Source organism: Empedobacter tilapiae (assembly GCF_004785645.1).
GTDB lineage: Bacteria > Bacteroidota > Bacteroidia > Flavobacteriales > Weeksellaceae > Empedobacter > Empedobacter tilapiae.
The window spans coordinates 37554-62319 of the sequence record NZ_SRPE01000001.1; the positions used below are offsets into that span (position 1 = coordinate 37554).

Genomic DNA, 24766 nt, shown 5'->3' on the forward strand with positions numbered 1-24766 from the left:
TTGATTATAGAATAAATATAAGAAAAATTTATTCTGAAAATTTATATTTTACAACGACAGGATAATGATCCGAGAATTTTTTTCGAATAATATACGCCTCTACTGTTTTAAATTCTTTTGAATGAAACAAATAGTCGATTCTAATAGGAAATTTAAAACCATGAAAAGTTGTCGCATCTCCTTTCCCAACTTCAATAAACGAGTCTGTCAAATACTTTTTCAACTTTTCATATTCATACGAAACTGGTGTTGAATTAAGATCAGTTCCTAAAATAACTGGATGTCTTGAAGATGTAATATATGGAATAATTGCTTCTAATTGTTTTTGATGCTTTTGCATTCCTTTTACCAATTTCAGTTCTACTTTTTTACTAGAAATTTCAGCCTTTTGAGAAGTATCTGATTGTATAATTTCTTTAACCATCTCTTTATCAATATACATTGGTTCAAGATATACATTGATTACACGAATAGTGTCCGTTCCTAAATCTATATCTGCATAAGCAGCAAGTCCATTTAATTCTTCGTTATTATCTGGTATAATTTTTTTTGTTTGAATAATTGGATATTTACTATAGATAGTTAACAAGCCATAAAATTCTGAGTAATAATCTTTGAATTCTTTATTCTTTAAGCTTTTTTGTTGCCCTTGATATGCTTCTTGAAGTAACATGATATCGGCTTTATTTTTAATTAAAAGCTCTTTTGTCCCTTCCTCTTTAAATCCATGAGTATTGTAGCTCAAAACAGACAAATCTGCTTTTATATCCTTTACTTTATTGAATTGGATAATTGGATAAGAAAGATAAATTGGATAGAATAGTCCTGCAGAGAGAATTAAAATAAGTAAAAAATGGCGCCAACTAAAAATTAACCAATACAACAGAAACATTGTACCAAACGTAAATAAGATTGGAAAACCAATTGAAATAAAATTAAAATAAGGAATCTCTGTAGGAGTGAAAATTTTATTCAAGTAAACACAATAAGCCACCAACAAAAAAACAATATTAATTGTTAGTATCAAACGATTAAAATAATTTAGTTTAAACTTATTGATTATACTCATTTTATCTACCTTCTCTAAATAGAAAATCTTTTTCTTCCTTTGATAAACTCTCATAACCTGAACGAGAAATCTTATCTAAAATTACATCTATTTTTTTCTGTTTTTCAACTTTTTGATGATTAAAATCGTAATCATCTTTCGGAACATTTGTTCGAGACGAGTTTGAAGAAGTGTTTTTATATGTTTTAAAAGTTGACCTCTCTTTCTTCTTAAAAATTCCTTCTATTCTCGAAATAAAGTTACCTAAAAAATCATTCCCTTTCTCAAATTGTTTCATATAAAGATAACCAAAAATAGCACCTCCTAGATGAGATATACTACCTCCTGCGTTTTGACTCGCTATAATATTATACACATCAAATGCAATAAATACATAACCAATATACAACAAAGGAAATGAAGTTGGAATTAACAACAAACGAACTGGCATCTTTGGATTGTACGAGATCAAACCAAAAAACACAGCATATATTGCTGCTGAAGCACCAACTAACAGATGTGAATAATTGAAAACATTTTGAAACAATAAAAAGAAAATTCCACCAGTAATTCCACCAAAAATATAGAACGTAAATAGATTGCTATTTTGAAATTGTTGTAAAAACATTTGGCCTACAAAATATAACAAAACCATATTCATTATTAAATGAAAAAGATTTCCATGCAACCAAGAATATGTAAGAATTTGCCAAGGCTTCAATAACAAATCATCGAAAGATGACAATGCAAACAAATCTGTTGTAGTGATAATTGTATTTGCTGCTGTTCGCAAAACAAAATCAATAATTAACAATGTAAAAAAAACTACAACATTAATATAAATTAATTTTGTTGCACTACTTCCTGATGAATATTTAAGTTTTAGTTCTTCTAAGATATTAGTTGCCATTTTTTAATTCCATCTATATAAATTCTTCTTCCAATGTCTTGCCAACAAGAAACCTATTAATCCTCCTCCTAAATGCGCAAAGTGAGCTACATTTCCTATGTTTTGGTATCCCATATAAAACTCAATTAATACCATAACTGGAATAAAATATTTCGCTTTTACAGGAACAGGAAAAAAGATTAACATTAATTTTTCGTCTGGATACAACACTGCGAAAGCCAATAATAGACCATAAATTGCACCAGAAGCACCAACCATATTACTCAAGTAATAACCCTGTAATTCTTTAGCATTAATATTACTATCAATTAAACCATTACTAAAATAAGATCCGTCTAAATTTCTAACAGAATATTGAAGTACTTTTGATATAGGAAACGATTGTGAATTTAACATATCTTTTAACTGCTCTATCTGAAAATAATTTACAGCATTAAATAATATAAAACCACCTAAACCAGCTAATAAATATAACGTCAAAAATTTCTTTGGCCCAAAGGTTTGCTCTACAACAGAGCCAAACATCCACAACGCAAACATATTAAACAATATATGTGTAAAATCTGCATGCATAAACATATGCGTCAAAATTTGCCAAAATTTGAAATTGGGGGACTCAGGATAAAAAGCACCTAAAATCACTCTCAAATCGATTTGCCTAGTCTGCATAAAAACAAATGTTGCAAAAAAGAACAAACCATTAATAATAAGTAAATTCTTTGTAATCGGTGGTATAGTTTGTCTCATCTCTTATTGTAATGTTTTTTTGATATCTGCCGTATTCATTTGAACAAAAATTGAACGTCCATACGGCGTATAATTTGGATTTGGTAACCTTAGCAATTCTTCTACCAAAGTTTGCATTTGCTCAGATTTTAACGAAATTCCTTTCTTAACAGCTGCATTTTTTGCTAATATTTTTGCAAAAGTATTTTCTAATTCAATTGATTCTTGATATTCTAATTCTTCTATAAAATCCATAAAGATAGAGACAACATCTTCTTGTTGTACATCTACAGGAATTGCATTTATCTGAATTATTTCTTCATCTAACGAAATATCAAAACCAAAACTTAGCAATTGATGCTCTACGTTAATTAATTTTTGACGATCATTCGGAGAAAGTTCTAATTCTATTGGGAAAAGCATTTGTTGCACCAAAGCACTTCCATTATTTGAATGTATAAATTTTTCGAATAATATTTTTTGATGAGCTCTATGCTGATCAATAATTAACAATTCGCCACGATACTCAACTACCAAATATTGATTCATCCATTGAATAACTTCAAAACTATCTTGAAAATCTTCAGATTCAAATAATTGATGTGCATGATTATTTTCAATTTCTAACTCAACAGCATCTTTATAAAAATCCATATTCGCACGAATATCAGATGGTTTTGGTGCTCTTGTCTGTTGATGCTCAAAAGGATTAAAACTAGAATCTACCGTAATTTCAGGCATTTTAATTTCTGTATCTTCTGTCGCAGACGGAATAAAAGCCCAGTTCGGATCTTGTTCAAAATCTAACGAAGGTATCACATTAAATTGTCCTAAAGCGTGTTTTATAGCAGCTCTAAGGATCGTAAAAATCAATGCTTCATCTTCAAACTTTATTTCAGTTTTAGTTGGATGAATATTAATATCTATTTTAGATGGCTCTATCTCTAAATACAGAAAATAAGACGGATTATAACCAGCTGGTAACAAACTTTCAAAAGCATCAACAATTGCATTATGTAAATATCCACTTCTAATAAATCTATTATTCACAAAGAAAAATTGTTCTCCACGAGATTTCTTTGCTGCATCTGGTTTACCTACAAACCCTTTCACTTTTACAATTTCTGTATCTTCTTCAACGGAAATAATTTGTGAACTTAATTTCTTCCCAAAAATTTGCGCAATACGTTGCTTCAAATTTCCCGCTTTCAGATGATATACCTCCGCATCATTGTGGTGTAAAAAGAAACTAATATTTTCGTGTGCCATCGAAACACGTTGAAATTCATCTTGAATATGACGAAATTCAACTTGATTTGATTTTAAAAAATTACGACGAGCAGGCACATTATAAAACAAATTTTTAACCGAAATAGACGTTCCCACTGGACAAACAATAGGATCTTGATTACGAACTTCTCCTCCTTCTATCACCAATTGCGAACCTACCTCATCATCTTCTCTACGCGTTTTTGTTTCTACTTGTGCTACTGCAGCTATAGAAGCTAAGGCTTCTCCACGAAAACCTTTTGTGTGAATATTGTAAATATCCTCTGTCTTTCTAATTTTAGACGTCGCATGGCGTTCAAAAGCCATTCGAACATCTGTCACACTCATTCCCGAACCATTATCAATCACTTGAATCAAACTTCTTCCAGCATCTTTTACAATAACTTGAATAGAAGTTGCACCAGAATCCACCGCATTTTCAATTAACTCTTTTATCACTGAAGCTGGTCTTTGTACAACTTCTCCTGCAGCAATTTGATTTGCTACATGATCTGGCAGTAATTGGATAATATCGTTCATCTTTTCGTATAAATTGATTTAATTTTGACTATTTTTTTAATCAAACTTTACAAATATACAAACAAATCTCTCTAACAGAGATATTGCAAAACCTATATATTATCAACATTCTATTGGATTGTTGATAAGTTTCATTTATTACATTGTTATAGTAAGTGCGCAATAAAATTTGATTATTTCAAAATAATTATAAATTTATCTCAATAAATAAACTCTTTAACAAACATGCGCTTCCGTTAACTCACCGATAGGCATCCCTCAACTCACCGATGGGCATCCGTTAACTCTCCGATAGGCATCCCTCAACTCTCCGATAGGCATCCGTTAACTCTCCGAAGCGTATGTATTAGAACACTGATAAGCAGCGGTTTTAAAGATTAGTTACAATCATAAAAAAAGGCAGACAAATGTCTACCTAATTTTTAATAATTTATTGATATTGTTCTAATTCATCTTTCAAATCTCTAGCAAATTCCTCTAAACTGACGACAAAACCAGTTTTATCTGTAGGGAAAACATTTAGTAACAAATTATTTTCATCAATATAATCAAAAAGAGTTTCTTCGAAATCATCAAAGGTCAATTCAATAATAATGCAATTTTCCCAGCCATCTGTTTTAGATAATTCAGCAAATTCTTTTGCAGACCAAATTGGAAGTAATTTTTTATCATCAATTGTAGAAATAGCATAATCTCCGTTAGAAAAAATAAACGTATAAGCAATTTCCCTGTCAGCAATTTTTCGAATAAAATATTGATAACGTTCAAAAGGAGTTAACTTTAATATATTTTCTATTTCTTTTGGATGCATGTTAAATATCTTTCAAAACTGATTTCATTTCATCAAACTCTTTATCAATCTCTTGATTAGGTTTTTGTGTCAATAATGAAACTACATAAATTGCAACAACCGAAGAAATAAACCCAGGAATCATTTCATACCAATCTTTAAAACCATGATCTGCATAAACCCAGGTTAAAACAACAATTCCTCCTGTTAACATTCCTGCTAAAGCTCCTTGCCAAGAAGTTTTTTTCCAGAAAAGTGAGAAAACGATTACTGGTCCAAAAGCAGATCCGAAACCAGCCCAAGCATTTCCTACTAAATTTAAAATAGAATCCTTTGGAGTTAGGGATAATAACACTGCTATAACTGCAACAATTAAAACTGATAAACGGCTTGCTGTTAATAACTGCTTTGGTGTCGCTTTTTTATTTAAAAATGCTTTATAAATATCTTCTGTTAATGAACTTGATGTTACTAATAATTGTGAAGAAATTGTACTCATTACAGCTGCTAAAATTGCTGATAATAAGAAACCTCCTACTAATGGATGAAACAATACACGAGAAAAATAAATAAATATTGTTTCTGCTTCTGTTTTAGAATTGTCAAATGTAAGCATTGTTGTTTGATCAAATTTCATCATATATGCAATTCCTACTAATCCTACTAATAACGCTCCTCCAACTGTAAAGATCATCCAAGTAATCCCAATGTTTCTTGCTTTTGCTAAATCTTTCGGATTACCAATTGCCATAAATCGAACTAAAATATGTGGTTGTCCACAATACCCTAATCCCCATGCCATCAAAGATAAAATACTGATTGTTGTTGTACCTTTAAATAAATCTAAATATTTATCCCCTTTATCATTAATTAAAGAAAATGTTTCTCCTATTCCCCCAATTTCAGAAATAGCTACAATCGGAACAATTACCAATGCCAAAACCATAATTGTTCCTTGTACAAAATCTGTTAAACTTACCGCTAAGAAACCTCCTAAGAAAGTATATAAAACAACTACTAAACTTGTCATCCAAAGTCCAGTCATATAATCTAATCCAAAAGCAGATTCAAATAATTTACCTCCCGAAACCATTCCAGCAGAAGTGTATAATGTAAAAAACACCAAGATTAATATTGATGAAACAATTCTTAATAAACGAGATTTATCTTTAAAACGGTTTTCGAAAAAGACAGGTAATGTAATCGAATTTTGAGCAATTTCTGTATAAATTCGTAATCTTGGTGCTACAAAAATATAGTTTAAGAAACATCCCGTCGTTAATCCTATTGCAATCCATGCACTAGATAAACCTGTGAAATACATTGCACCAGGAACTCCCATTAATAACCAACCACTCATATCCGCAGCTCCTGCTGAAAGAGCTGTTACGGCTGCCCCCATTTTTCTTCCTCCAATTAAGAAATCTTCAGAATTACTTGCTGATTTTCTGTAAGAATAAATTCCAATTCCAATCATCAAAGCCATATAAGCACCAATAGAAATATATTCGTAAACGTTCATTTTATTTAATTTTTCTCGAAAATATAATTTTTCATCCACAAAATTTGTACGAACTTTAAATTATTAAAGAAGAATCATGAATTTTCAACAAAATAATCTAAAATCTGCAACAAGTCCATATCTAAAACAACATGAAAATAATCCTGTTTGGTGGCAAAGTTGGAGTGATGAGGTATTAAATCACGCAAAAGAAGTCAACAAACCTTTGCTTATTTCGATTGGATATTCTGCCTGTCACTGGTGCCATGTCATGGAACATCAATCTTTTGAAGATAAAGAAGTTGCAAAAGTGATGAATGAAAATTTTGTTTGCATTAAAATTGATCGTGAAGAACGTCCTGATTTAGACGCTTTGTATATGAATGTCTCACAATTAATTCATCAATCTGGTGGTTGGCCACTGAATGTTTTTGCCTTGCCTGATGGTCGTCCTTTTTATGGCGGAACATATTTCCCGAAAGTTCAATGGATCGAATTGTTAGAAAACATCAATCATTTATACCATCAAAATCAACCAAAAACAATGGAATATGTCAACTCTATTGCGGATGGTTTGAATAAAATGGAAACGATCGAATTAAAATCTGACAAAACATTTTCGACTTCTAAAATTGATGAAACATTTGAATTTTGGCTACAACAATTTGATGATGAATGGGGTGGATTTAATCGTGCACCAAAATTTATGTTGTCAAATGCTTGGGAAACTATTTTACGTTATGGCACACAAACAAAGAATGAAAATTGTTTGATTCAAACTAAAATCACGTTGGACAGAATGGCCTTTGGTGGAATTTACGATCAACTAAAAGGTGGTTTTTCTCGCTACTCTGTCGATCCGTATTGGAAAGTTCCACATTTCGAAAAAATGCTTTACGATAACGGACAATTACTTTCACTTTATTCGAATGCGTATAAAGTTTATGAAGAAAATGAATATAAAAAAGTGGTCGAAGAAACAATCAATTGGTTGAAAGATGAAATGCTTTCTCCTGAAAATGTTTTTTATTCTGCTATTGATGCCGATTCTGAAGGTGAAGAAGGAAAATATTATGTTTGGAAATCGGATGAATTGAAAGCAGTTTTGAAAGATGATTTTGATTTATTTCAAAAATATTATAATGTTGATGAATTTGGAGAATGGGAACATGGTAATAATATTTTGATGCGATTGACAGATGACGAAGATTTCGCAAATCAACAAAACATTTCGTACGAAGCACTTCAAGCTAAAGTTTCTGAATGGAAAAAAATCCTTAATCCAATTCGTGCACAACGCATAAAACCTCATCGCGACGAAAAAGTTTTAACTTCTTGGAATGCTTTAACCATAAAAGGTTTGTGCGATGCATTTATCACTTTTGAAAATGATGAATATCTTGATTTAGCAAAAAATGCAACCAATTTTATTTTAGAAAATCAATGGAATGGAGAAATTTTATTCAGGAATTACAAAGATAATCAAACAACAATTCCAGGATTTTTGGATGATTATGCCTTGCTGATTGAAGCGTTAATCAAGATTTATGAAGTCACTTCGGAAATGCATTATTTAGAAACTGCTCAAACTTTAACAGAAGAAGTTTTCAATCAATTTTATAATCATAAGAATAAAATGTTTGCGTACAAATCGCATTACGACACGCCTTTGGTTAATGAAACATTTGAGATTTATGACAATGTTATTTCCTCTTCAAATTCGGTAATGGCAAATAATTTATTCAAATTAGGGAAGATTCTCAATCAAGAAAAATACATTGAGCAAGCAAAACAAATGTTAACCAATATCGAAGAAAAAATTCACGATTATCCAACTGGTTTTGCAAATTGGATTCAATTATATCTAAATTTCGCTTATCCATTCAAAGAAATTGTAATTGTTGGCGAAAATGCCTTAGAATTCTCAAAGCAAATTCAACAATGTTATGTTCCGAATGCAATTTTTGTTGCTTCAAAAACTGAAAATTTAGAAATCACTCAAAATCGATTCATCGAAAATAAAACTTCAATTCATATTTGCGAAAATTATACGTGTCAATTACCTGTTTATTCGGTTGAAGAGGCTTATAAAAATTTATAATTATGAGTAAACTAAATTGGAGCGACGAAAAACTTATTTCTCGTTTAATAAATTATAAAACTGATAAATCTCGCTGGCAAACAATTCGAATTTTAAGAAGTCGACCAAGTCAAGATTTATTTGAAAAATGTGTAGAACTTATTAATTCCAACGACAAAAAAAAGAAAATTATTGGAATAGACATTTTAGCCCAATTAGGAAAGGATAAAAAACCATTCAGAAAGGAAACTCTAAAAATTTATTTTGAATTATTAAATTCTGAGACAAATGAAAATGTTCTATTTTCTATACTTTCAGGAATCAGTTTTAATGAGAAAGAATTAAACAAAAAACAAATTAATAAAATCTGTTCTTTTCAAAATTCAAATAGTGATTTAATCAAACAAGGAATTGTAAACGCTCTTGGATTTATTGAAAATGAAAAAGCTATTGATGTATTAATTAAATTTTCTAAAGATAAAGCAAACCACATAAGAAGTTGGGCAACTTTTTATATTGGTCAAGTTGATTTTGATAACGAATATATTAGAGAAGCATTATGGAATCGTGTAAATGACAAACACCAAGAAACAAGAATGGAAGCTATCATTGGATTAGCAAAAAGAAAAGATAATCGAGTTCTTGAAATTATTAATCAAGAATTAACAAAAGATGATTTTGGTTCTATGTTATTTGAAGCTATTTTAGAAACTGAAAACAAAGATTTCATTCCTATTTTACAAAAAGAACTCAATGAATCAAAAAATATCGAAACCATAAACCCTGATTGGGTAAAAGGGCTTGAAGAATGTATTAATGATTTACAAAAATTATAAAAAACCATGGAAAAAACACGTTGCGCTTGGGTAAACAAAGACCAAGATTATATCGATTATCACGATAACGAATGGGGAAAACCTGTAAAAGATGATAAAATTTTGTTTGAATTTTTGATTCTCGAATCTTTTCAAGCTGGATTAAGTTGGTTTACAATTCTTAAAAAGCGAGAAAATTTTAGAAAAGCTTTTGCTGATTTTGATGTAGAAAAAGTAGCCAAATTTGATGAAGCTAAAATTGACGAATTGGTCCAAAATGAAGGAATTATTCGTCATCGAGGAAAAATTTCGGCAGCTATTAATAATGCAAAATTGTTTATTGAAATTCAAAAAGAATTTGGTTCTTTTTCCGATTTCATCTGGAAATACGTTGATCATGAACCAATTATCAACAATTGGAATTCGATAAAAGAAGTTCCTGCAACAACCGAAATTTCGGATCAAATTGCAAAAGATTTGAAAAAACGTGGCTTCAAATTCTTTGGCTCAACCACTATTTATGCGCATATGCAGGCGACCGGAATGGTAAATGACCATACAATAGATTGTTTTTGTAAATAACAGCTCAATAAAATCATCTGAAATGTGCATCTTTGCGCAAACTTAGAAAAATGAAAATCGAACTAAAACATTGGATCATCCTTGGCGTTTTAGCGCTAACTTGGGGAAGCTCGTTTATTCTCATCAAACAAGGATTGGTTGCATACACACCATATCAAGTTGGAGCATTACGACTAACAATTGCTGGAGGGATTTTGGCAATTTGGGGAATACCAAGTCTATTTAAAATTCCGAAAAATAAATTAAAATATGTCGCATTGGCTGGTTTCTGCGGAAATTTCATTCCAATGTTTTTATTCCCAATGGCACAAACACACGTTTCGAGTTCAATGGCTGGGATTTTAGATTCTTTAGTCCCATTATTTATTTTACTTTTTGGTGCTTTATTTTTCAATATTAAAGGAACTAAAAATCAAGTTTTAGGAGCTATAATCGGATTTATTGGAGCTGTTTTATTAATTGGCGGCGATGGTTTTTCTGGGGAAAATAGTCTTTTACATTGTTTATTAATTGTATTAGCAACTGCTCTTTATGGATTAAATAGTTTAATCTTAACACGCTATTTAAACGACGTTCCTTCATTTCAATTATCATCAGCTTTGTTTACAATTTGGTTATTACCTTCAGTTCTAATTTTAATTATTTCAGGATTTTTTGATGTATTTGAAGGAACAGAACAACAGTTAAAAAGTTTAGGTTTTGTCGCTATTTTAGGACTTTTAGGAACAGCCTTAGCGATGATATTATTCTACAGATTAATACAATCTACAGGTTCGATGTTTGCCTCAATGGTGACTTATTTAATGCCCGTAATTTCTGTTTTTTGGGGATTTTTAGTCGGTGAAAAAATCTCGTGGATCCATTTATTTGGATTCGGAATGATTTTATCAGGCGTTTATTTAACACAGAAAAAAGAAAAAGAAGTTGAAGTAATTTAGATAATATATTTCACAATAAAAATGCCTTGCAAAGCTAGCTTTGTAAGGCATTTTTATTAATTTAAGACTTCTTTTGGAATTATTTTCCCTAAAATTGATTTCAAATTAGGATCAATCACAAGAAATTTCCATGTCATTTTATTATCTATAGAGCTTCCAATAACTTCTGAATTATCTATTATTTTAAAAAATTGAGTTTCTTTATCAAAAACTACATTTCCATCACCATATTCTTCTTCTAACGCAGTTAAAACATATCTAACAGTTTCTTCATCTGCATTATCAAAATCTATTTCAGCTATCTTCATTTCATAAAAAGAAACTACATTCATTTTTATATAATCAATCTTATCTATATTTTTAATCTCACCAATTTTAAACGAACTTGGTAAAGTCAGCTTCAACTCTAAACCTTCTGCTGCAAAAATAGCTTCCATTGAAGATTTAAACTGTTCTCTTGAATAAAATTCAAAAATTCTTGGATCTGTATATTCCAGAGCTTGATCAAACTTTTTTTCTATAACAAATTGAGTATAGGCTATATAATCACGTTTTATATTTTGTTGAAAAGATTGCGCATTCATCGTTACGAATGACAATAAAAGAAAACAAAAGGATAGTATTTTTTTCATTATTAAGCTATTAAAAGGTTATTTTAGTTTCTTGAATTTAACTATTTTAATAAAAAAATATTTAAAATCCTTTTATGATTTAGATTTTATATATTTTTTCAAATCTTTTGCTAATTCTTTTGTAAAAGCATCCGCACCTTTATAATTCATATGTGTTGTGTTATAAAAGTATTTTTGATCAAAACTAATCGAATCGCTCGAATAATCTAATAACGGAAGATGATGCTTTTGTAATGTTGTTTGATAACGATTAATCACTTCTTCTCGATTCAACATATAATCTTGACCTTTATAAAATTCAGGTGCAATTGTAAAAATAAGCTGAATATTTTCTTGTTCACATTTTGCAATTAATTCTTCTAACAAAGTATAATCTGAAAAGTCAAAATCAGAGTTTTTCTTTTTCATTTTTTCCCAATCAACATCCCATTTTCGGTTATACGATTTGAAACCATCATCACGAAAAAGTCCGTCTTTATACAATTTTTCCTTCTTCGCCCTTGCAATTTGATCTTTCCAATACGTTTGATCTCTGTAACGATAAAGCGGTACAATAAAATTAACCAACTTAGTGTCTTTATACTCTTTTAAGGCATCATAAAGTTTAAAATTCCACAACATAAATGGCGCATATTGATTTGGCTGAAAAACTTCGTCAATGTGTGAAAACGAAAAAGTATCTAAATTCCAAACAACTATTTTCGGTTTTGGATTATGTTTTAAATACAAATTGAAACGATATAATTGCATTTTGAATTTACTTCCGTTCAATCCAAAATTATGTGTAGTCAGTTTTAAATCTTGTTCTAAAATATTCGGATTAATTTGAATAAACGCTCGAGAAGAACCAAAGACAGCCAATTCAACGTTCGTTTTTCCTTTTTTTATTTGATTCCACTCTTGCACTTCTCCGCTAAATAACGCCATTTTTTTAAGTTGATTCGAATAATAGACATCAACCAAAACCAATGCAATGAAAGCCGAAAATAGCGTAATGAAAAAGTATTTTAAGAATTTCATTTTCTCAACATTTCGATATGCGGGATATCGTCTTCTAAATATTCTTCCGAAACTTGCTCAAAACCAAATGAAGAATAAAACTCTTTCAAATAAGATTGAGCAGAAATTCTGATTTCAGATGTTTTAAATTGATTTTCGATGACTTGAACCGAATTTTTCATCAATTGCTTTCCTAATCCATAACGACGAAACTTTTGATTCGAAATTACACGACCAATTGAAGGTTCATTTTCATACGAAATTCCTTTTGGAACAATTCGAGAATATGCCGCAACCTCATCGCCAATCGTTGCCCAAAGATGTCCACAAGCAAAATCCTTATTATCACAATCTTGATAAATACAATCTTGCTCTATCACAAAAACTTCGTTGCGCAATTGTACTATTTTATATAGCTCTTTCGATGTTAAATCATTAAAAGATTTGTAATGCCAAATTATTTCTTCCATGGATTAATCTAATTTTGAGTATTTTGCAATAATATTTTCGAACATTTTTTGAGGTAAAATATTTTTCAAGGTTACAGAAAATTTCTGCATCGATTTTCCAATATAATAATGTGGTTTCAAATTCTTCTGAGCCAAAATATTTTCGATAATCGGAATCAAATCTTCTGTTGGTGTACCATCTTGCACTTCGTGATCGATATCAGCAACCATTGCATCGTATCTTTTTTGATAAAATTTTGAAACAAAAGTTTTCACGCGACCTTCTGCAATATTGGTTTTGATATCACCAAAATTCAACGTAGCAATTTCTACTCCTGTATGACGATTTTCCAAACGAGCCGATTCAATCAAACGATCAATCATCGCTTTCGAAGCCGAATAATAACCTCTAAACGGCAAACCATTGTTACTCGCAATCGACGAAACATTCAGGATATAACCGCTTTTTTGAGAACGCATTGTAGGCAAAACCTCTTGTATTGTATAAATTGGACCATAGACATTAACGTCCAATAATTTCTCGATATCAGCTTTCGAAGCATCTTCCACAGCGCCTAACATTCCAATTCCGGCATTGTTGATCAACACATCAATTTGATTGTTCGTTTCTGAAAAAATCTGCTGAAAACTACGTTTTACATTTTCTTTATCCGAAACATCTGTCGCAATATGTTTAAATTTTTCTTGACCTTTAGCTGTTCTTGATAAACCATAAACTAGATGTCCTTTATCGTGAAAATAATTTGCCAAAGTCAATCCTACACCCGAAGAAGAGCCTGTAATTACAATAACTTTTGATTGCATGATTCGATTAATTTAAACGCAAAACTACATAATATCAGTTAAATATTGGTAGATAAATAATTTTTTGAATGGTTATCAGAAGATTCTATAAATTTGTGCGTTAATTATCAAAAGATTTCAATTGAATCCAAAAACTAAAAAATATATTATAACAGGAATTAAATTAACGATTAGTATTGCGTTAATCTATTATATCTTCTTTGTTAAACTACATATTTTTGATATTTTCAGTCATTACAAAAACGCGAATTGGGCGTATATTTTTATTGCTGTTATTCTTTATGTTCTTTCGCAAGCATTGTCTGTTTTTCGATTAGATTATTATTTTCGGGATATCAATCTTGATTTATCGTACAAATCAAATGCACGTTTGTATTTTTTAGGAATGTTTTATAATACGTTTGTTCCAGGTGGAATTGGTGGAGATGCATACAAAGTTTATGTGTTGAATAAAAACTATAAAATCAGTCTAAAAGAAATTTCGCAGGCGGTTTTTCTTGACAAAATTATTGGTCTTTGTGCAATGTTACTCATCATTATCTTCCTAATATTTTTCTCAGATCTGACTGATTATCCTTGGGTACAATATGGTTCATTAATCCTTTCTTTGGTTGGTTTTATAGCTGTTCCATTTATTTTAGGAATGATTTTCCCTATTCATAAAAAAACTTTTTACAACTCGATGATTTATTCTATCGTTTTACAATTGATACAAGTTGGTATGTTGTATTTCGTTTTAGAAGGATTAAATATACATCCAGATAATTTCAGTATATATTTATTGATCTTTTTAGTTTCAGGAATTTTATCGATTATCTCTTTTAGCGGATTTGGTATTAGAGAAGCTGTATTTATGTATGCTGCACATCGGTTCAATTTTGATGAAACCTTAGCAACAAGTGCGGCATTTATTTTCTCTATCATCACCATTTCGATCTCATTTATTGGGATTATTTACCTGTTTAAAGGGGTTAAAATTGAAGAGAAAAAGAAAAAGACGAATATTTCTTTTTAAAATCTGAAAAATTATTTCTTTGAAATGAAAAGAGTTAAGTCCTAACATTAAATTTTATTTATTTTTTTTCATTTTAACTATTTGGATTATTCAAAAACAGCCCTATATTTGCAATCCAATTACGAAGGTCTCTTAGCTCAGTTGGTTCAGAGCACCTGCCTTACAAGCAGGGGGTCACTGGTTCGAATCCAGTAGGGACCACATAAAGACAATAGAAAGTCTTTTAAATAAAATTCTAAATAAGGTCTCTTAGCTCAGTTGGTTCAGAGCACCTGCCTTACAAGCAGGGGGTCACTGGTTCGAATCCAGTAGGGACCACATAAAGACAATAGAAAGTCTTTTAAATAAAATTCTAAATAAGGTCTCTTAGCTCAGTTGGTTCAGAGCACCTGCCTTACAAGCAGGGGGTCACTGGTTCGAATCCAGTAGGGACCACAACAAAAAACTCCTTATCAGAATTGATAAGGAGTTTTTTATTTATTATTTTTTTGTAATTTTATATAAATCAATTCTTATGAAAATTACAAAACTAGTATTACCATTATTTCTTTTACTTTCATGTTTCACTTTCTCCCAACAAAAAAAGAAAACAACTTTACCACCACCTAAAATAAAGAAAGTTCCACCTTTACCAGCTCCTCCAAAGGCTAAATTATACGAGCCAACTTTTAACAACGAATACTTTATTTGGAAACTAGAAAAAGACAGTTTATTAACTGCAGAATCTCCTTATGAAATAGTTTTACAAGTCAATGATTACTCAGCTTTTATGAGAATAAATAGTTACCCAGAAGAAACTGAATATAAATCAAAAGTATCTGATAAAAATGGTGATATTATCGCTAGAACAATATTAATGCAGGCTAATAATTATGACGTTGAAATAAAAAATAATATTCTCGAACTGAAAAATCGGAAAACGAATGAAGTTACAAAATTTAAAATTATAAAAAAGAGTGGAAAAATTATACAGTTACAAGGTCTTAACTCTAAATTAATCTTTACAAAAGACGACAAATACGAATATTACGCTCCGCCTTCTTTGTAACTATAAAAAAATCCGATAACAAAATTCCTTCATTTGACTTGTTCTGAATTGATTAATAGTTGATTTTTCATTTCTTCATTAATATTAAAGATTGTTTTGTAGACATAGGAATTCTCTAATAGTTCAAAAGGATTATATATTACGATTAAATCACTCTTATTATTTTGTTTTATTACTACGAATATTTCTAAAATATCATTTTGAATATCAATAGAATCTTTATTAATGATTGAAATTATATCGTCTAAAGAAATACTTTTATCTATAAAACTCTCATCATAAGAACAGCTTTTAACATGATAGATTTCAACATATTTAGATAAATCATTCATATCACAACTTTCAGTAAAAAGATTAAACCAACTATTCATAAAAAATCAACTCTTGTTCAAATAAATATAATAAAAAATCCCTCAGCACTTGAACTGAGGGATTATCTTTTTAAAATCTTAATCTTACACCATTTTCGGTTGTAAAAGCTTTTTTACGAAAAAGGAACAATGTAAGTCCTCCTATAAAAATAGCCGAATCTGCGATATTAAATACAGGCTGAAAGAACTTATAATGTTGTCCTCCTATAATTGGAATCCAAGTAGGCCAATTAAACTCTACAATCGGGAAATAAAGCATATCTACAACACATCCCGTAAACCAGCTCGAATAACCAGCAAAGTTTGCTTCTGCGATACCTTGATATCCCACCCAATCCTGAAACATTTCATTATAAGTAGTTCCTTTATCGAAAATAACTCCATAAAAAATTCCATCAATTACATTGCCTATTGCACCTGCTAAAACAAGTGCAATTGGAATGATGAAGAAATTATTTTTAAGTTTTTTCGACCATGCATTAATATAGTAGATAATCATTCCGATTAAAACAATTCGTAGAAGTGATAAAACAATTTTACCTGTTTCCCCTCCGAAATGCATACCATATGCCATTCCCGGATTTTCTACAAATGCTATTTTAAACCAACCCAAAACGTCTACGTCTTCACCTAAAAAAAAGTGTGTTTTAACGTAAAATTTTGAGATTTGATCAATGATTAAAACCAAAATGGTAATGAGTGCTACTTTTTTCAAAATACTTTATTAACGTTGCATATTTTTAGCTTCGATACTTAATGTAGCATGCGGAACCAATTTTAATCGATCTTTGTTAATTAATTTTCCTGTTACACGGCAAATACCGTATGTTTTATTTTCGATACGAATTAATGCATTTTTTAGATCACGAATAAATTTATCTTGACGTGCTGCTAATTGTGCATTTTGTTCTTTCGACATTGTTTCAGAACCTTCCTCAAACGCTTTGAACGTTGGAGACGTATCGTCAGTACCATTATTACTGTCGTTTGTGTAAGCTTCTTTCAATAATTCGTAATCTTTTATTGCCTGATCTAATTTCTCTTGAATTATTGCTCTAAACTCTTCCAATTCTGCGTCAGAGTACCTTACTTTTTCATCTGTTGTTGCCATACGCTTACAATTTAGTAATCGCAATTTGCGTCATCAATCCATTAATTTCAACCTCTGCCCCATTTGTAACTTCATCTTGTAAAACAAGATCTTCAGCTAATGTCTCAGAACAAATGTAATCTTTGTTTTGCTCGACTGCATTTACGATTGATTCATCATTTTTTAAGTTAAGTATAATTTTGTCGGTTACTTCTAGACCGGTTTCTTTTCGTAAATTTTGAATTCTATTTATCAATTCACGTGCAACACCTTCATTAATTAACTCTTCAGTTAATTGTAAATCAAGTGCTACTGTCAATATAGAATTAGAAGCTACAGTCCATCCTGGAATGTCTTTCGTAGCGATTTCAAAATCTTCCAAATCTAAAGTTAATGTTTTGTTGTCAATTAACAAATCTATTTTACCTGATTGCTCTAATTTAACAATTTCTTCATTCGTCAATTCTGCTGTAGCAGCCGAAATAGCTTTCATTTCTTTACCATATTTCGGACCTAAAGTCTTGAAATTAGGTTTAATAGATTTAACTAAAAGATTTGACGCTTCTTCATTTGTTAATAACTGAATTTCTTTAACGTTAACTTCTTGTTTCAATAATTCTGATACAGCTTCCAAATTAGCTTTCATCGTATCATTCAACACAGGAATCATTACTTTCTGTAATGGTTGACGTACTTTATTATCACTCAATTTACGAAGTGATAAAATCATACTTGTAGCCGTTTGTGCTAAATGTGTTTGTTCTTCTAATTCTGCTTTAATTAATGATTCGTCTACAACTGGAAAATCTGCTAAATGAACTGATTCTGCTACATTTTTACCTGTAGCAGCGTTTAAATCTTTGTACAAACGATCCATGAAGAATGGCGCAATTGGCGAACCTAAAATTGAAACTGTTTCTAAAACTTTGTACAATGTTTGGTAAGCTGCAATTTTATCTTTCGAATAATCACCTCTCCAGAAACGTCTTCTTGATAAACGAACGTGCCAGTTTGATAAATTATCAATCACAAATTCTTGAATTGCACGAGCCGCTTTTGTTGGTTCATAATCTGATAAGAACGCATCAACTTTTTTCGTTAATGTATTCAATTCAGAAATAATCCATTGGTCTAATTCTGCTCTTTCATTTACAGGAATTTCCTCTTCAGTAAATGTAAATCCATCCACATTCGCATATAAAGTGAAGAATGAATACGTATTGTATAATGTTCCGAAGAATTTACGACGAACTTCGTCAACTCCAGCAATATCAAATTTCAAGTTTTCCCAAGGTTGAGCGTTTGCAATCATATACCAACGTGTTACATCAGGACCATAAGTTGCCAATGTTTCAAATGGATCCACAGCATTTCCCCAGCGTTTTGACATTTTCTGACCATTTTTGTCTAATACCAATCCGTTTGACATTACATTCTTATATGCTTTCGAATCAAAAACTAATGTTCCAATTGCATGTAAAGTATAAAACCAACCACGTGTTTGATCGACACCTTCTGCAATAAAATCAGCTGGATACATTGTTCCATTATCTATCAATTCTTTATTTTCGAATGGATAGTGAATTTGCGCATAAGGCATTGCACCAGAATCAAACCAAACGTCAATCAAATCTGCTTCACGTTTCATTGGTTTTCCAGATGCAGAAACTAATGTAATTTCATCTACTACATTTTTGTGTAAGTCGATTAAATCATAGTTTTCTTCTGTCATATTTCCAACTTCGAAATTTTGGAAAGGATTAGAAGTCATTACTCCTGCCGCAATTGATTTTTCAATTTCTGCAACTAATTCTTCTACAGAGCCAATTACAGTTACTTCGTCACCTTCTTCTGTTCTCCAAATTGGCAATGGAATTCCCCAATAACGTGAACGAGATAAGTTCCAATCATTCGCGTTTTCTAACCAGTTTCCGAAACGTCCTTCTCCAGTCGCTTTAGGTTTCCAATTGATTTCTTTGTTCAATTCAACCATACGATCTTTCACATCCGTTACTTTGATGAACCAAGAATCTAATGGATAGTATAAAATCGGTTTATCCGTTCTCCAACAATGTGGGTAACTGTGTTTATATTTCTCTACTTTGAAAGCTTTGTTTTGCTCTTTCAATAAAATCGCGATCTCTACATCAACCGATTTTTCTGGAGCAGTTCCATCATCGTAATATTCATTTTTTACATATTTACCTCCGTAACCTTCTGGTAAATCAGCCACAAAACGACCTTGTAAATCTACTAAAGGAACAGCATTTCCATGCGTATCTAATACCAACATTGGTGGAACACCAGCTTCTTTTGCAACACGCGCATCATCCGCACCAAAAGTAGGCGCAGTATGTACGATACCTGTACCATCTTCTGTTGTTACGAAATCTCCAGGAATTACTTGGAAAGCATTCTCTGCATTTTCGTAAGGCAACGCCCAAGGTAATAGTTGCTCATAACGAGTTCCAACAAAATCAGCACCTTTGTATTCTCCTACAATTCTATAAGGAATTGTCTTATTTCCTGCCGCATAAACTTTGAAATCTTCTTCTGTTTCTGCTAAGAAATATGGTTTACCGAATTGTTTAGCAACCAATGGTTTTCCTAAAATTACGCGAATTGGCTCAAATGTATATTGATTGAATGTTTCAACTACAACATAATCGATATTTGGACCAACTGTCAGTGCTGTATTTGATGGCAACGTCCAAGGTGTTGTTGTCCAAGCTAAGAAATACACATCTCCATCAAAATTATTGAATAAAGTTGTAGAATCTTTCTTTACTTTGAATTGAGCAACAATCGTTGTATCCGTAACATCTTGATAAGTTCCTGGTTGATTTAACTCGTGTGAAGATAAACCTGTACCAGCTTTTGGAGAATATGGTTGAATTGTATAACCTTTGTACAACAAATCTTTGTTATAGATTTGTTTCAATAACCACCAAACAGACTCCATATATTTTGGTTTATACGTGATATATGGATCTTCCATATCCACCCAATAACCCATTTTTTCAGTCAAATCATTCCACAAATCAGTGTAACGCATTACTGTACGTTTACACGCTTCGTTATATTCTTCAATTGAAATTTTAGTTCCAATATCTTCTTTGGTTATTCCTAATTCTTTCTCAGTTCCCAATTCTACTGGTAAACCATGCGTATCCCAACCCGCTTTACGAAAAACTTGTTTTCCTTTCAAGGTTTGGTAACGACAAAATATATCTTTGATAGAACGTGCTAAAACGTGGTGAATCCCTGGCTTTCCGTTTGCAGAAGGAGGACCTTCATAGAACACAAAAGATGGATTTCCATCGCGCGTAGAAATACTTTTCTCGAAAACATTATTTTGTTTCCAATCTTCTAACGTTTCTTTTGAGACTTGTACCAAGTCTAAGTGCTTATATTCTCTAAACTTTTTTGCCATCGAATTCTTTCTTATTTCTTCTAAATCAAGGAGTGCGAATATAAGAAATTTTTACATATTTTTATTGCTATAGAAACGAAAATCATATTAATAATTGCTTAAATTTATCCCAATATTACAGATTTAACAATTCTTGAATAAAAATCAGATGATTTCAGATTTAATTCAGCATTAACCAAATAATTAACAACAATTCTCAAGATATTTTTTCGATGAAAAAAGGCTTCAAATATTACTCAATTCTATTTCTAATTTTGCTTTTTGCAAGTTGTTCCAAAAACGAAGATTATACGGTTTTGATTCCAACAGATGCAGATTTTGTTGCGTTGATAAATCCAAAATCAATTGCAGAAAAAGGTAATTTTCAGAAATTAGAACAATACAAAATTTATCAATTAGCCGAAGGCGAACTTAGAAATCAAGATCCAACTTTTGATCAATTATTAAATGATATCAAAAACAATCCAACTTCTGCCGGCGTAGATATTATCAGTCCTATTTACCTTTTTGGGCAAAAAATTAATGGAAAAAACATGGTTGCGTTAATAACAAATATGCGCGACAAAGATCAATTTGAAAAACATTTACCAACCATTTACAAAGGTTTATACAAAAAAGATATTTCGTTTGAAAAGAAAGAAGGTTTTACAACGATCTCTGGATTCAATAAACCGTTTATGGCTTGGAACAAATCTCAATTTTTATTGATTGTTTCTGAATTTGGTGTTGGAGAAAAAGCGATTCAAGATTATTTTACAAAAATTATCAACGATAAACATTCACTTGCGAAGGAAAATAATAGTTTTGGAGATTTTGTCAAAAATTCGCAGGATATCAACATTTGGTACACTGGAAATTTTTTGAAAAACTTCTCGAAACATGAAAATTCTGAAAAGAAAAACCTTGATTTTACAAAAAGTTCTTGGGTTAATTTTATTTCCTTTACTTCGGACGGAATTAGTTTTACGCAGAAATTTCATCCAGATGCGATTACAAAAGTTGAATTGCAAAAACATCCGATGTGGAAATCAAAAATCAATACTGATTTTTTTAAATATTTTCCTGCACAAAGTTACATGAATATTGGACTTGGTATTTATCCTGCCAACACGCGATATGTGTTCGAAAATCAAAATTTCTTGACTACTTTTTTAGAGCAATACGAAATCGATTTGAACAAATTAGAACAAAGTTTTGAAGGCGAAGCATTGTTTAGCGTTTATGATTTTGAGATCGGAAAAGCATTCAATCCAAATGATTTTTTTGGTAAGAAAGAAGCTTTTATTAAGCAGGTAGTTTATCCGCAATTTGTTTTGGGTGGAAAAATGAAAAATGATCTTTTCTTCAACGAATTTATTAAATCTCATCAAGAAAATATTCAGAAAATTGGACCTTATTATATGTTACCAATTTCTACAAGTATGAAGATTTATATGACGTACAAAAACAATTTGATGTACATCACAAATAATCAATCGATCATGAATCAATATTTAAACAACATGGTAAGTTCTTCAAATTTTGTTACATCAGAATATGCTACAAATGCTTCAAATCCGATGTTTGGTTACGTGAATTTAAATTTTGATCAATATCCAAAAGAAGTTCAAAATTATATTTATCAACAAATTCCGTTCGGAAATACAAAAGAAATGCAAACGGTTTTATCTTATTTTGATCACATCGATTACCGCGTTTCGAATGAATACACAAAAACAGGAAAAATACATATGAAAAAGACGGATAAAAATAGTTTGGAAGTTATTTTCTTACTTTTAGACCAAGCTTATTCACTATTTTTCAATCAAGCTGCACAACAAAATGGAAATTAAAATCAGTCAACTTGTTCCGCATCCTTTGAAAGAATTTGGGTTCGAACAATCTGAAATTTGGAAAAATACATACACTTTTTCGAGCGGAAATATTTATCAAATCGTTGCACATTCTGGTGTTGGAAAATCGACTTTGATTAATATTTTGTACGGTGATAGAAAAGATTATGACGGAGAAGTTTTATTTGATGGACAAAATATTAAGAATTATTCTTTGAATGATTGGACAAAAATGAGACGCGAAAAAATAGCCTATGTTTTTCAAGGTTTACATTTGTTTGAAGAATTGACTTTGATGGAAAATATTCAATTAAAAAATGTATTAACGCAACATCAATCCGAAAATCAAATTATTGAATGGATTGAAAAAGTTGGTTTAAAAAGTCATTTACATCAAAAAGCGATTCATCTTTCTTATGGTCAACGTCAACGAATTGCTGTGATTCGTGCACTTTGTCAACCATTTGATTTTTTACTTTTGGACGAACCTTTTAGTCATTTAGATGAAGTAAATCAAGAACTTCTGATTGATTTGGTTACCGAAGAAGCTACAAAAAATAACGCTGGAATCATCTTTACAAGCTTACACGAAATTCACGATAAACGCCTTGCAAATGTCATTCAACTCTAAAACTTTAATCGAAAAATTAGTTCGTAAAAACCTAAGTTTCTTGCGAATTACAACCTTTTGTCTTTTCTCAATCATTGGATTTTTCATCTTGATTTTGGCTGGAACAATTTATTTGGATTATGCCAAAAATTTTGGAGAAGATAGTTCAGTTTGGAAAGCAAATTATGTGGTCTTAAACAAAAAAATATCGTCTTTACAAACGTTGACTGGTGAAAAACCAAGTTTTAGTGAAGATGAAATTAATGATTTGAAATCACAGAATTTTGTTGCAAAAGTTGGAACATTCAAAAGCAGTCAATTTCCTGTAAAATTGCAAGTTGGTGGTGTTGCTGGAATTCGTGGTTTTTCGACTGATTTATTTTTTGAATCTGTTCCTGAAGATTTCATTGATGTAAAAGAATCAAATTGGAAATGGCAAGAAGAACAAGATTTTATCCCGATTATTATCCCGAAAAGTTATTTGAATTTGTACAATTTTGGTTTTGCAACAAGTCAAGGTTTACCACAAGTTTCGGAAGGATTATTTACTAAAATTCCTTTTCAATTGATTTTAGGAAAAGGAGAAAATCAGAAAGTATATCAAGCGAAAATTGTCGATTTTACCACAAAAATTAATACGATTTTAGTTCCTGAAAACTTTTTGGAATGGGCAAATCAAACGTATGCCCCTCAAAAAAATACAGAACCTTCGCGAATTGTTGTTGAAACAAAATCTCAAGGTGATGAAAATGCTTCGACTTATTTTGAGCAACAAAATTATGATATCAACAAAGATGAATTGAAAAATAATGAATTGACGTATTATCTAAAATTAGCTTTTTCGTTGGTTTTATTTATTGGTTTAATCATTGTTTTTGCAGCGATTTGGTTGATGATTATTAATTTTCAATTGATGATTGAAAAGAACAAGCATAAAACGAAAGATTTATTTTTGATTGGATATAACATCAATCAATTAGCTCGTCCGTATCTTAAATTTTCGATTATATTTATGTTAATCAGTTATATTATTTCGATTCCGTTAGTTTATTTTGTTTTAGATATCATCAAAGAAAAAGTCGGAAAATTTATGGCAACAGAAAGTTCTCACGTTTGGGAAGTGATCGGTTTTGGATTAATCATCGTGATCATTTTATTCATCATTAATAAAATAATTTTGACACAATCGATCAAAAAAATTGCGTTGAAAGATTAATACTAAATTTTATAAAAGCATAAAAAAGGATTCTGAGTTTTTCAGAA

General features: G+C 30.7%; 23 protein-coding genes and 3 tRNA genes. 12 read left to right on the plus strand and 14 right to left on the minus strand.

Features of this window, described 5'->3' with window-relative positions:
• Positions 1-28: 28 nt before the first annotated feature.
• From E4J94_RS00145 to putP, 6 genes are all read right to left on the minus strand, one after another.
• Positions 29-1069, minus strand: a complete 1041-nt coding sequence (locus E4J94_RS00145; RefSeq protein ID WP_246034216.1) for an endonuclease/exonuclease/phosphatase family protein — start codon at positions 1067-1069, stop codon at positions 29-31.
• A gap of 1 nt (position 1070) precedes the next feature.
• Positions 1071-1958 (minus strand): rhomboid family protein, encoded by an 888-nt coding sequence (locus E4J94_RS00150; protein ID WP_135833894.1) that lies wholly within the window; start codon positions 1956-1958, stop codon positions 1071-1073.
• A 3-nt stretch (positions 1959-1961) separates the two neighbouring features.
• A complete protein-coding gene (locus E4J94_RS00155; RefSeq protein WP_246034217.1) occupies positions 1962-2627 on the minus strand; it encodes a rhomboid family intramembrane serine protease in 666 nt (221 codons plus the stop codon).
• A gap of 81 nt (positions 2628-2708) precedes the next feature.
• Positions 2709-4493 (minus strand): DNA mismatch repair endonuclease MutL, encoded by a 1785-nt coding sequence (gene mutL, locus E4J94_RS00160; RefSeq protein WP_135833896.1) that lies wholly within the window; start codon positions 4491-4493, stop codon positions 2709-2711.
• A gap of 430 nt (positions 4494-4923) precedes the next feature.
• The gene (locus tag E4J94_RS00165; RefSeq protein ID WP_135833897.1) at positions 4924-5304 is read right to left on the minus strand and encodes a DUF2750 domain-containing protein; all 381 of its coding nucleotides are present in this window, start codon (positions 5302-5304) and stop codon (positions 4924-4926) included.
• Position 5305: 1 nt separating this feature from the next.
• Entirely contained in the window at positions 5306-6805 is a 1500-nt protein-coding gene (gene putP, locus E4J94_RS00170) for a sodium/proline symporter PutP (protein WP_135833898.1), read from the minus strand.
• 76 nt (positions 6806-6881) lie between these two features.
• Between putP and E4J94_RS00175 the strand changes: the two genes are divergently transcribed.
• Genes E4J94_RS00175 through E4J94_RS00190 form a run of 4 tightly spaced genes read left to right on the plus strand, consistent with a single transcriptional unit; the run spans position 6882 to position 11199 of the window.
• Positions 6882-8885 carry a thioredoxin domain-containing protein gene (locus E4J94_RS00175; RefSeq protein WP_135833899.1) on the plus strand — a complete coding sequence of 668 codons (2004 nt, stop codon included), beginning with the start codon at positions 6882-6884 and terminating at the stop codon, positions 8883-8885.
• A 2-nt stretch (positions 8886-8887) separates the two neighbouring features.
• Complete coding sequence (locus E4J94_RS00180; protein ID WP_135833900.1) at positions 8888-9700, plus strand: DUF5724 domain-containing protein; 813 nt, start codon at positions 8888-8890, stop codon at positions 9698-9700.
• Between the two features lie 6 nt (positions 9701-9706).
• Positions 9707-10261 (plus strand): DNA-3-methyladenine glycosylase I, encoded by a 555-nt coding sequence (locus tag E4J94_RS00185; protein WP_135833901.1) that lies wholly within the window; start codon positions 9707-9709, stop codon positions 10259-10261.
• Positions 10262-10311: 50 nt separating this feature from the next.
• Positions 10312-11199: a DMT family transporter gene (locus tag E4J94_RS00190; RefSeq protein WP_135833902.1), complete on the plus strand. Its 888-nt coding sequence runs from the start codon at positions 10312-10314 to the stop codon at positions 11197-11199.
• A gap of 56 nt (positions 11200-11255) precedes the next feature.
• On the opposite strand, the gene E4J94_RS00195 is transcribed toward E4J94_RS00190, so the two are convergent.
• The 4 genes from E4J94_RS00195 to E4J94_RS00210 form a co-directional block, all read right to left on the minus strand.
• Positions 11256-11831, minus strand: a complete 576-nt coding sequence (locus E4J94_RS00195) for a hypothetical protein (RefSeq protein WP_135833903.1) — start codon at positions 11829-11831, stop codon at positions 11256-11258.
• A gap of 72 nt (positions 11832-11903) precedes the next feature.
• Positions 11904-12851 (minus strand): hypothetical protein, encoded by a 948-nt coding sequence (locus tag E4J94_RS00200; RefSeq protein ID WP_135833904.1) that lies wholly within the window; start codon positions 12849-12851, stop codon positions 11904-11906.
• On the minus strand, positions 12848-13300 hold the full coding sequence (locus E4J94_RS00205; protein ID WP_135833905.1) for a GNAT family N-acetyltransferase: 453 nt from the start codon (positions 13298-13300) through the stop codon (positions 12848-12850). The genes E4J94_RS00200 and E4J94_RS00205 overlap by 4 nt, the downstream gene beginning before the upstream one ends.
• Before the next feature lie 3 nt (positions 13301-13303).
• The gene (locus E4J94_RS00210; RefSeq protein ID WP_135833906.1) at positions 13304-14104 is read right to left on the minus strand and encodes an SDR family NAD(P)-dependent oxidoreductase; all 801 of its coding nucleotides are present in this window, start codon (positions 14102-14104) and stop codon (positions 13304-13306) included.
• A gap of 121 nt (positions 14105-14225) precedes the next feature.
• Between E4J94_RS00210 and E4J94_RS00215 the strand changes: the two genes are divergently transcribed.
• The 5 genes from E4J94_RS00215 (at position 14226) to E4J94_RS00235 (ending at position 16167) form a co-directional block, all read left to right on the plus strand.
• A complete protein-coding gene (locus E4J94_RS00215) occupies positions 14226-15119 on the plus strand; it encodes a lysylphosphatidylglycerol synthase transmembrane domain-containing protein (protein WP_135833907.1) in 894 nt (297 codons plus the stop codon).
• A 126-nt stretch (positions 15120-15245) separates the two neighbouring features.
• Positions 15246-15320: transfer RNA gene (locus E4J94_RS00220), tRNA-Val, on the plus strand.
• A 42-nt stretch (positions 15321-15362) separates the two neighbouring features.
• Positions 15363-15437, plus strand: a tRNA-Val gene (locus E4J94_RS00225).
• A gap of 42 nt (positions 15438-15479) precedes the next feature.
• Positions 15480-15554: transfer RNA gene (locus tag E4J94_RS00230), tRNA-Val, on the plus strand.
• A gap of 79 nt (positions 15555-15633) precedes the next feature.
• The gene (locus E4J94_RS00235) at positions 15634-16167 is read left to right on the plus strand and encodes a hypothetical protein (protein WP_135833908.1); all 534 of its coding nucleotides are present in this window, start codon (positions 15634-15636) and stop codon (positions 16165-16167) included.
• A gap of 29 nt (positions 16168-16196) precedes the next feature.
• Here E4J94_RS00235 and E4J94_RS00240 read toward each other — a convergent pair whose 3' ends face one another.
• The 4 genes from E4J94_RS00240 to ileS form a co-directional block, all read right to left on the minus strand.
• Complete coding sequence (locus E4J94_RS00240; protein WP_135833909.1) at positions 16197-16538, minus strand: hypothetical protein; 342 nt, start codon at positions 16536-16538, stop codon at positions 16197-16199.
• Positions 16539-16608: 70 nt separating this feature from the next.
• Positions 16609-17253 (minus strand): lipoprotein signal peptidase, encoded by a 645-nt coding sequence (locus tag E4J94_RS00245; protein WP_135833910.1) that lies wholly within the window; start codon positions 17251-17253, stop codon positions 16609-16611.
• 9 nt (positions 17254-17262) lie between these two features.
• Complete coding sequence (locus E4J94_RS00250) at positions 17263-17649, minus strand: TraR/DksA family transcriptional regulator (protein WP_135833911.1); 387 nt, start codon at positions 17647-17649, stop codon at positions 17263-17265.
• A 4-nt stretch (positions 17650-17653) separates the two neighbouring features.
• Positions 17654-21061 carry an isoleucine--tRNA ligase gene (gene ileS, locus E4J94_RS00255; protein ID WP_135833912.1) on the minus strand — a complete coding sequence of 1136 codons (3408 nt, stop codon included), beginning with the start codon at positions 21059-21061 and terminating at the stop codon, positions 17654-17656.
• A 212-nt stretch (positions 21062-21273) separates the two neighbouring features.
• Here ileS and E4J94_RS00260 point away from each other — a divergent pair, with 212 nt between their 5' ends.
• Genes E4J94_RS00260 through E4J94_RS00270 form a run of 3 tightly spaced genes read left to right on the plus strand, consistent with a single transcriptional unit; the run spans position 21274 to position 24719 of the window.
• A complete protein-coding gene (locus E4J94_RS00260; protein WP_135833913.1) occupies positions 21274-22893 on the plus strand; it encodes a DUF4836 family protein in 1620 nt (539 codons plus the stop codon).
• On the plus strand, positions 22883-23524 hold the full coding sequence (locus E4J94_RS00265; RefSeq protein ID WP_135833914.1) for an ATP-binding cassette domain-containing protein: 642 nt from the start codon (positions 22883-22885) through the stop codon (positions 23522-23524). Before E4J94_RS00260 ends, E4J94_RS00265 begins: the two co-directional genes overlap by 11 nt.
• A complete protein-coding gene (locus tag E4J94_RS00270; RefSeq protein ID WP_135833915.1) occupies positions 23508-24719 on the plus strand; it encodes an ABC transporter permease in 1212 nt (403 codons plus the stop codon). Before E4J94_RS00265 ends, E4J94_RS00270 begins: the two co-directional genes overlap by 17 nt.
• Positions 24720-24766: the final 47 nt, after the last annotated feature.

Excerpts from the sequence above, each read along its gene's own strand:
- mutL (WP_135833896.1), bottom strand. The coding sequence starts at position 4,493 with ATGAACGATATTATCCAATTACTGCCAGATCATGTAGCAAATCAAATT.
- E4J94_RS00205 (WP_135833905.1), bottom strand. The coding sequence starts at position 13,300 with ATGGAAGAAATAATTTGGCATTACAAATCTTTTAATGATTTAACATCG.
- E4J94_RS00165 (WP_135833897.1), bottom strand. The coding sequence starts at position 5,304 with ATGCATCCAAAAGAAATAGAAAATATATTAAAGTTAACTCCTTTTGAA.
- putP (WP_135833898.1), bottom strand. The coding sequence starts at position 6,805 with ATGAACGTTTACGAATATATTTCTATTGGTGCTTATATGGCTTTGATG.
- E4J94_RS00145 (WP_246034216.1), bottom strand. The coding sequence starts at position 1,069 with ATGAGTATAATCAATAAGTTTAAACTAAATTATTTTAATCGTTTGATA.
- E4J94_RS00250 (WP_135833911.1), bottom strand. The coding sequence starts at position 17,649 with ATGGCAACAACAGATGAAAAAGTAAGGTACTCTGACGCAGAATTGGAA.
- E4J94_RS00190 (WP_135833902.1), top strand. The coding sequence starts at position 10,312 with ATGAAAATCGAACTAAAACATTGGATCATCCTTGGCGTTTTAGCGCTA.
- ileS (WP_135833912.1), bottom strand. The coding sequence starts at position 21,061 with ATGGCAAAAAAGTTTAGAGAATATAAGCACTTAGACTTGGTACAAGTC.
- E4J94_RS00240 (WP_135833909.1), bottom strand. The coding sequence starts at position 16,538 with ATGAATAGTTGGTTTAATCTTTTTACTGAAAGTTGTGATATGAATGAT.
- E4J94_RS00175 (WP_135833899.1), top strand. The coding sequence starts at position 6,882 with ATGAATTTTCAACAAAATAATCTAAAATCTGCAACAAGTCCATATCTA.
- E4J94_RS00270 (WP_135833915.1), top strand. The coding sequence starts at position 23,508 with ATGTCATTCAACTCTAAAACTTTAATCGAAAAATTAGTTCGTAAAAAC.
- E4J94_RS00265 (WP_135833914.1), top strand. The coding sequence starts at position 22,883 with ATGGAAATTAAAATCAGTCAACTTGTTCCGCATCCTTTGAAAGAATTT.
- E4J94_RS00260 (WP_135833913.1), top strand. The coding sequence starts at position 21,274 with ATGAAAAAAGGCTTCAAATATTACTCAATTCTATTTCTAATTTTGCTT.
- E4J94_RS00185 (WP_135833901.1), top strand. The coding sequence starts at position 9,707 with ATGGAAAAAACACGTTGCGCTTGGGTAAACAAAGACCAAGATTATATC.
- E4J94_RS00150 (WP_135833894.1), bottom strand. The coding sequence starts at position 1,958 with ATGGCAACTAATATCTTAGAAGAACTAAAACTTAAATATTCATCAGGA.
- E4J94_RS00235 (WP_135833908.1), top strand. The coding sequence starts at position 15,634 with ATGAAAATTACAAAACTAGTATTACCATTATTTCTTTTACTTTCATGT.
- E4J94_RS00210 (WP_135833906.1), bottom strand. The coding sequence starts at position 14,104 with ATGCAATCAAAAGTTATTGTAATTACAGGCTCTTCTTCGGGTGTAGGA.
- E4J94_RS00195 (WP_135833903.1), bottom strand. The coding sequence starts at position 11,831 with ATGAAAAAAATACTATCCTTTTGTTTTCTTTTATTGTCATTCGTAACG.
- E4J94_RS00155 (WP_246034217.1), bottom strand. The coding sequence starts at position 2,627 with ATGCAGACTAGGCAAATCGATTTGAGAGTGATTTTAGGTGCTTTTTAT.
- E4J94_RS00200 (WP_135833904.1), bottom strand. The coding sequence starts at position 12,851 with ATGAAATTCTTAAAATACTTTTTCATTACGCTATTTTCGGCTTTCATT.
- E4J94_RS00180 (WP_135833900.1), top strand. The coding sequence starts at position 8,888 with ATGAGTAAACTAAATTGGAGCGACGAAAAACTTATTTCTCGTTTAATA.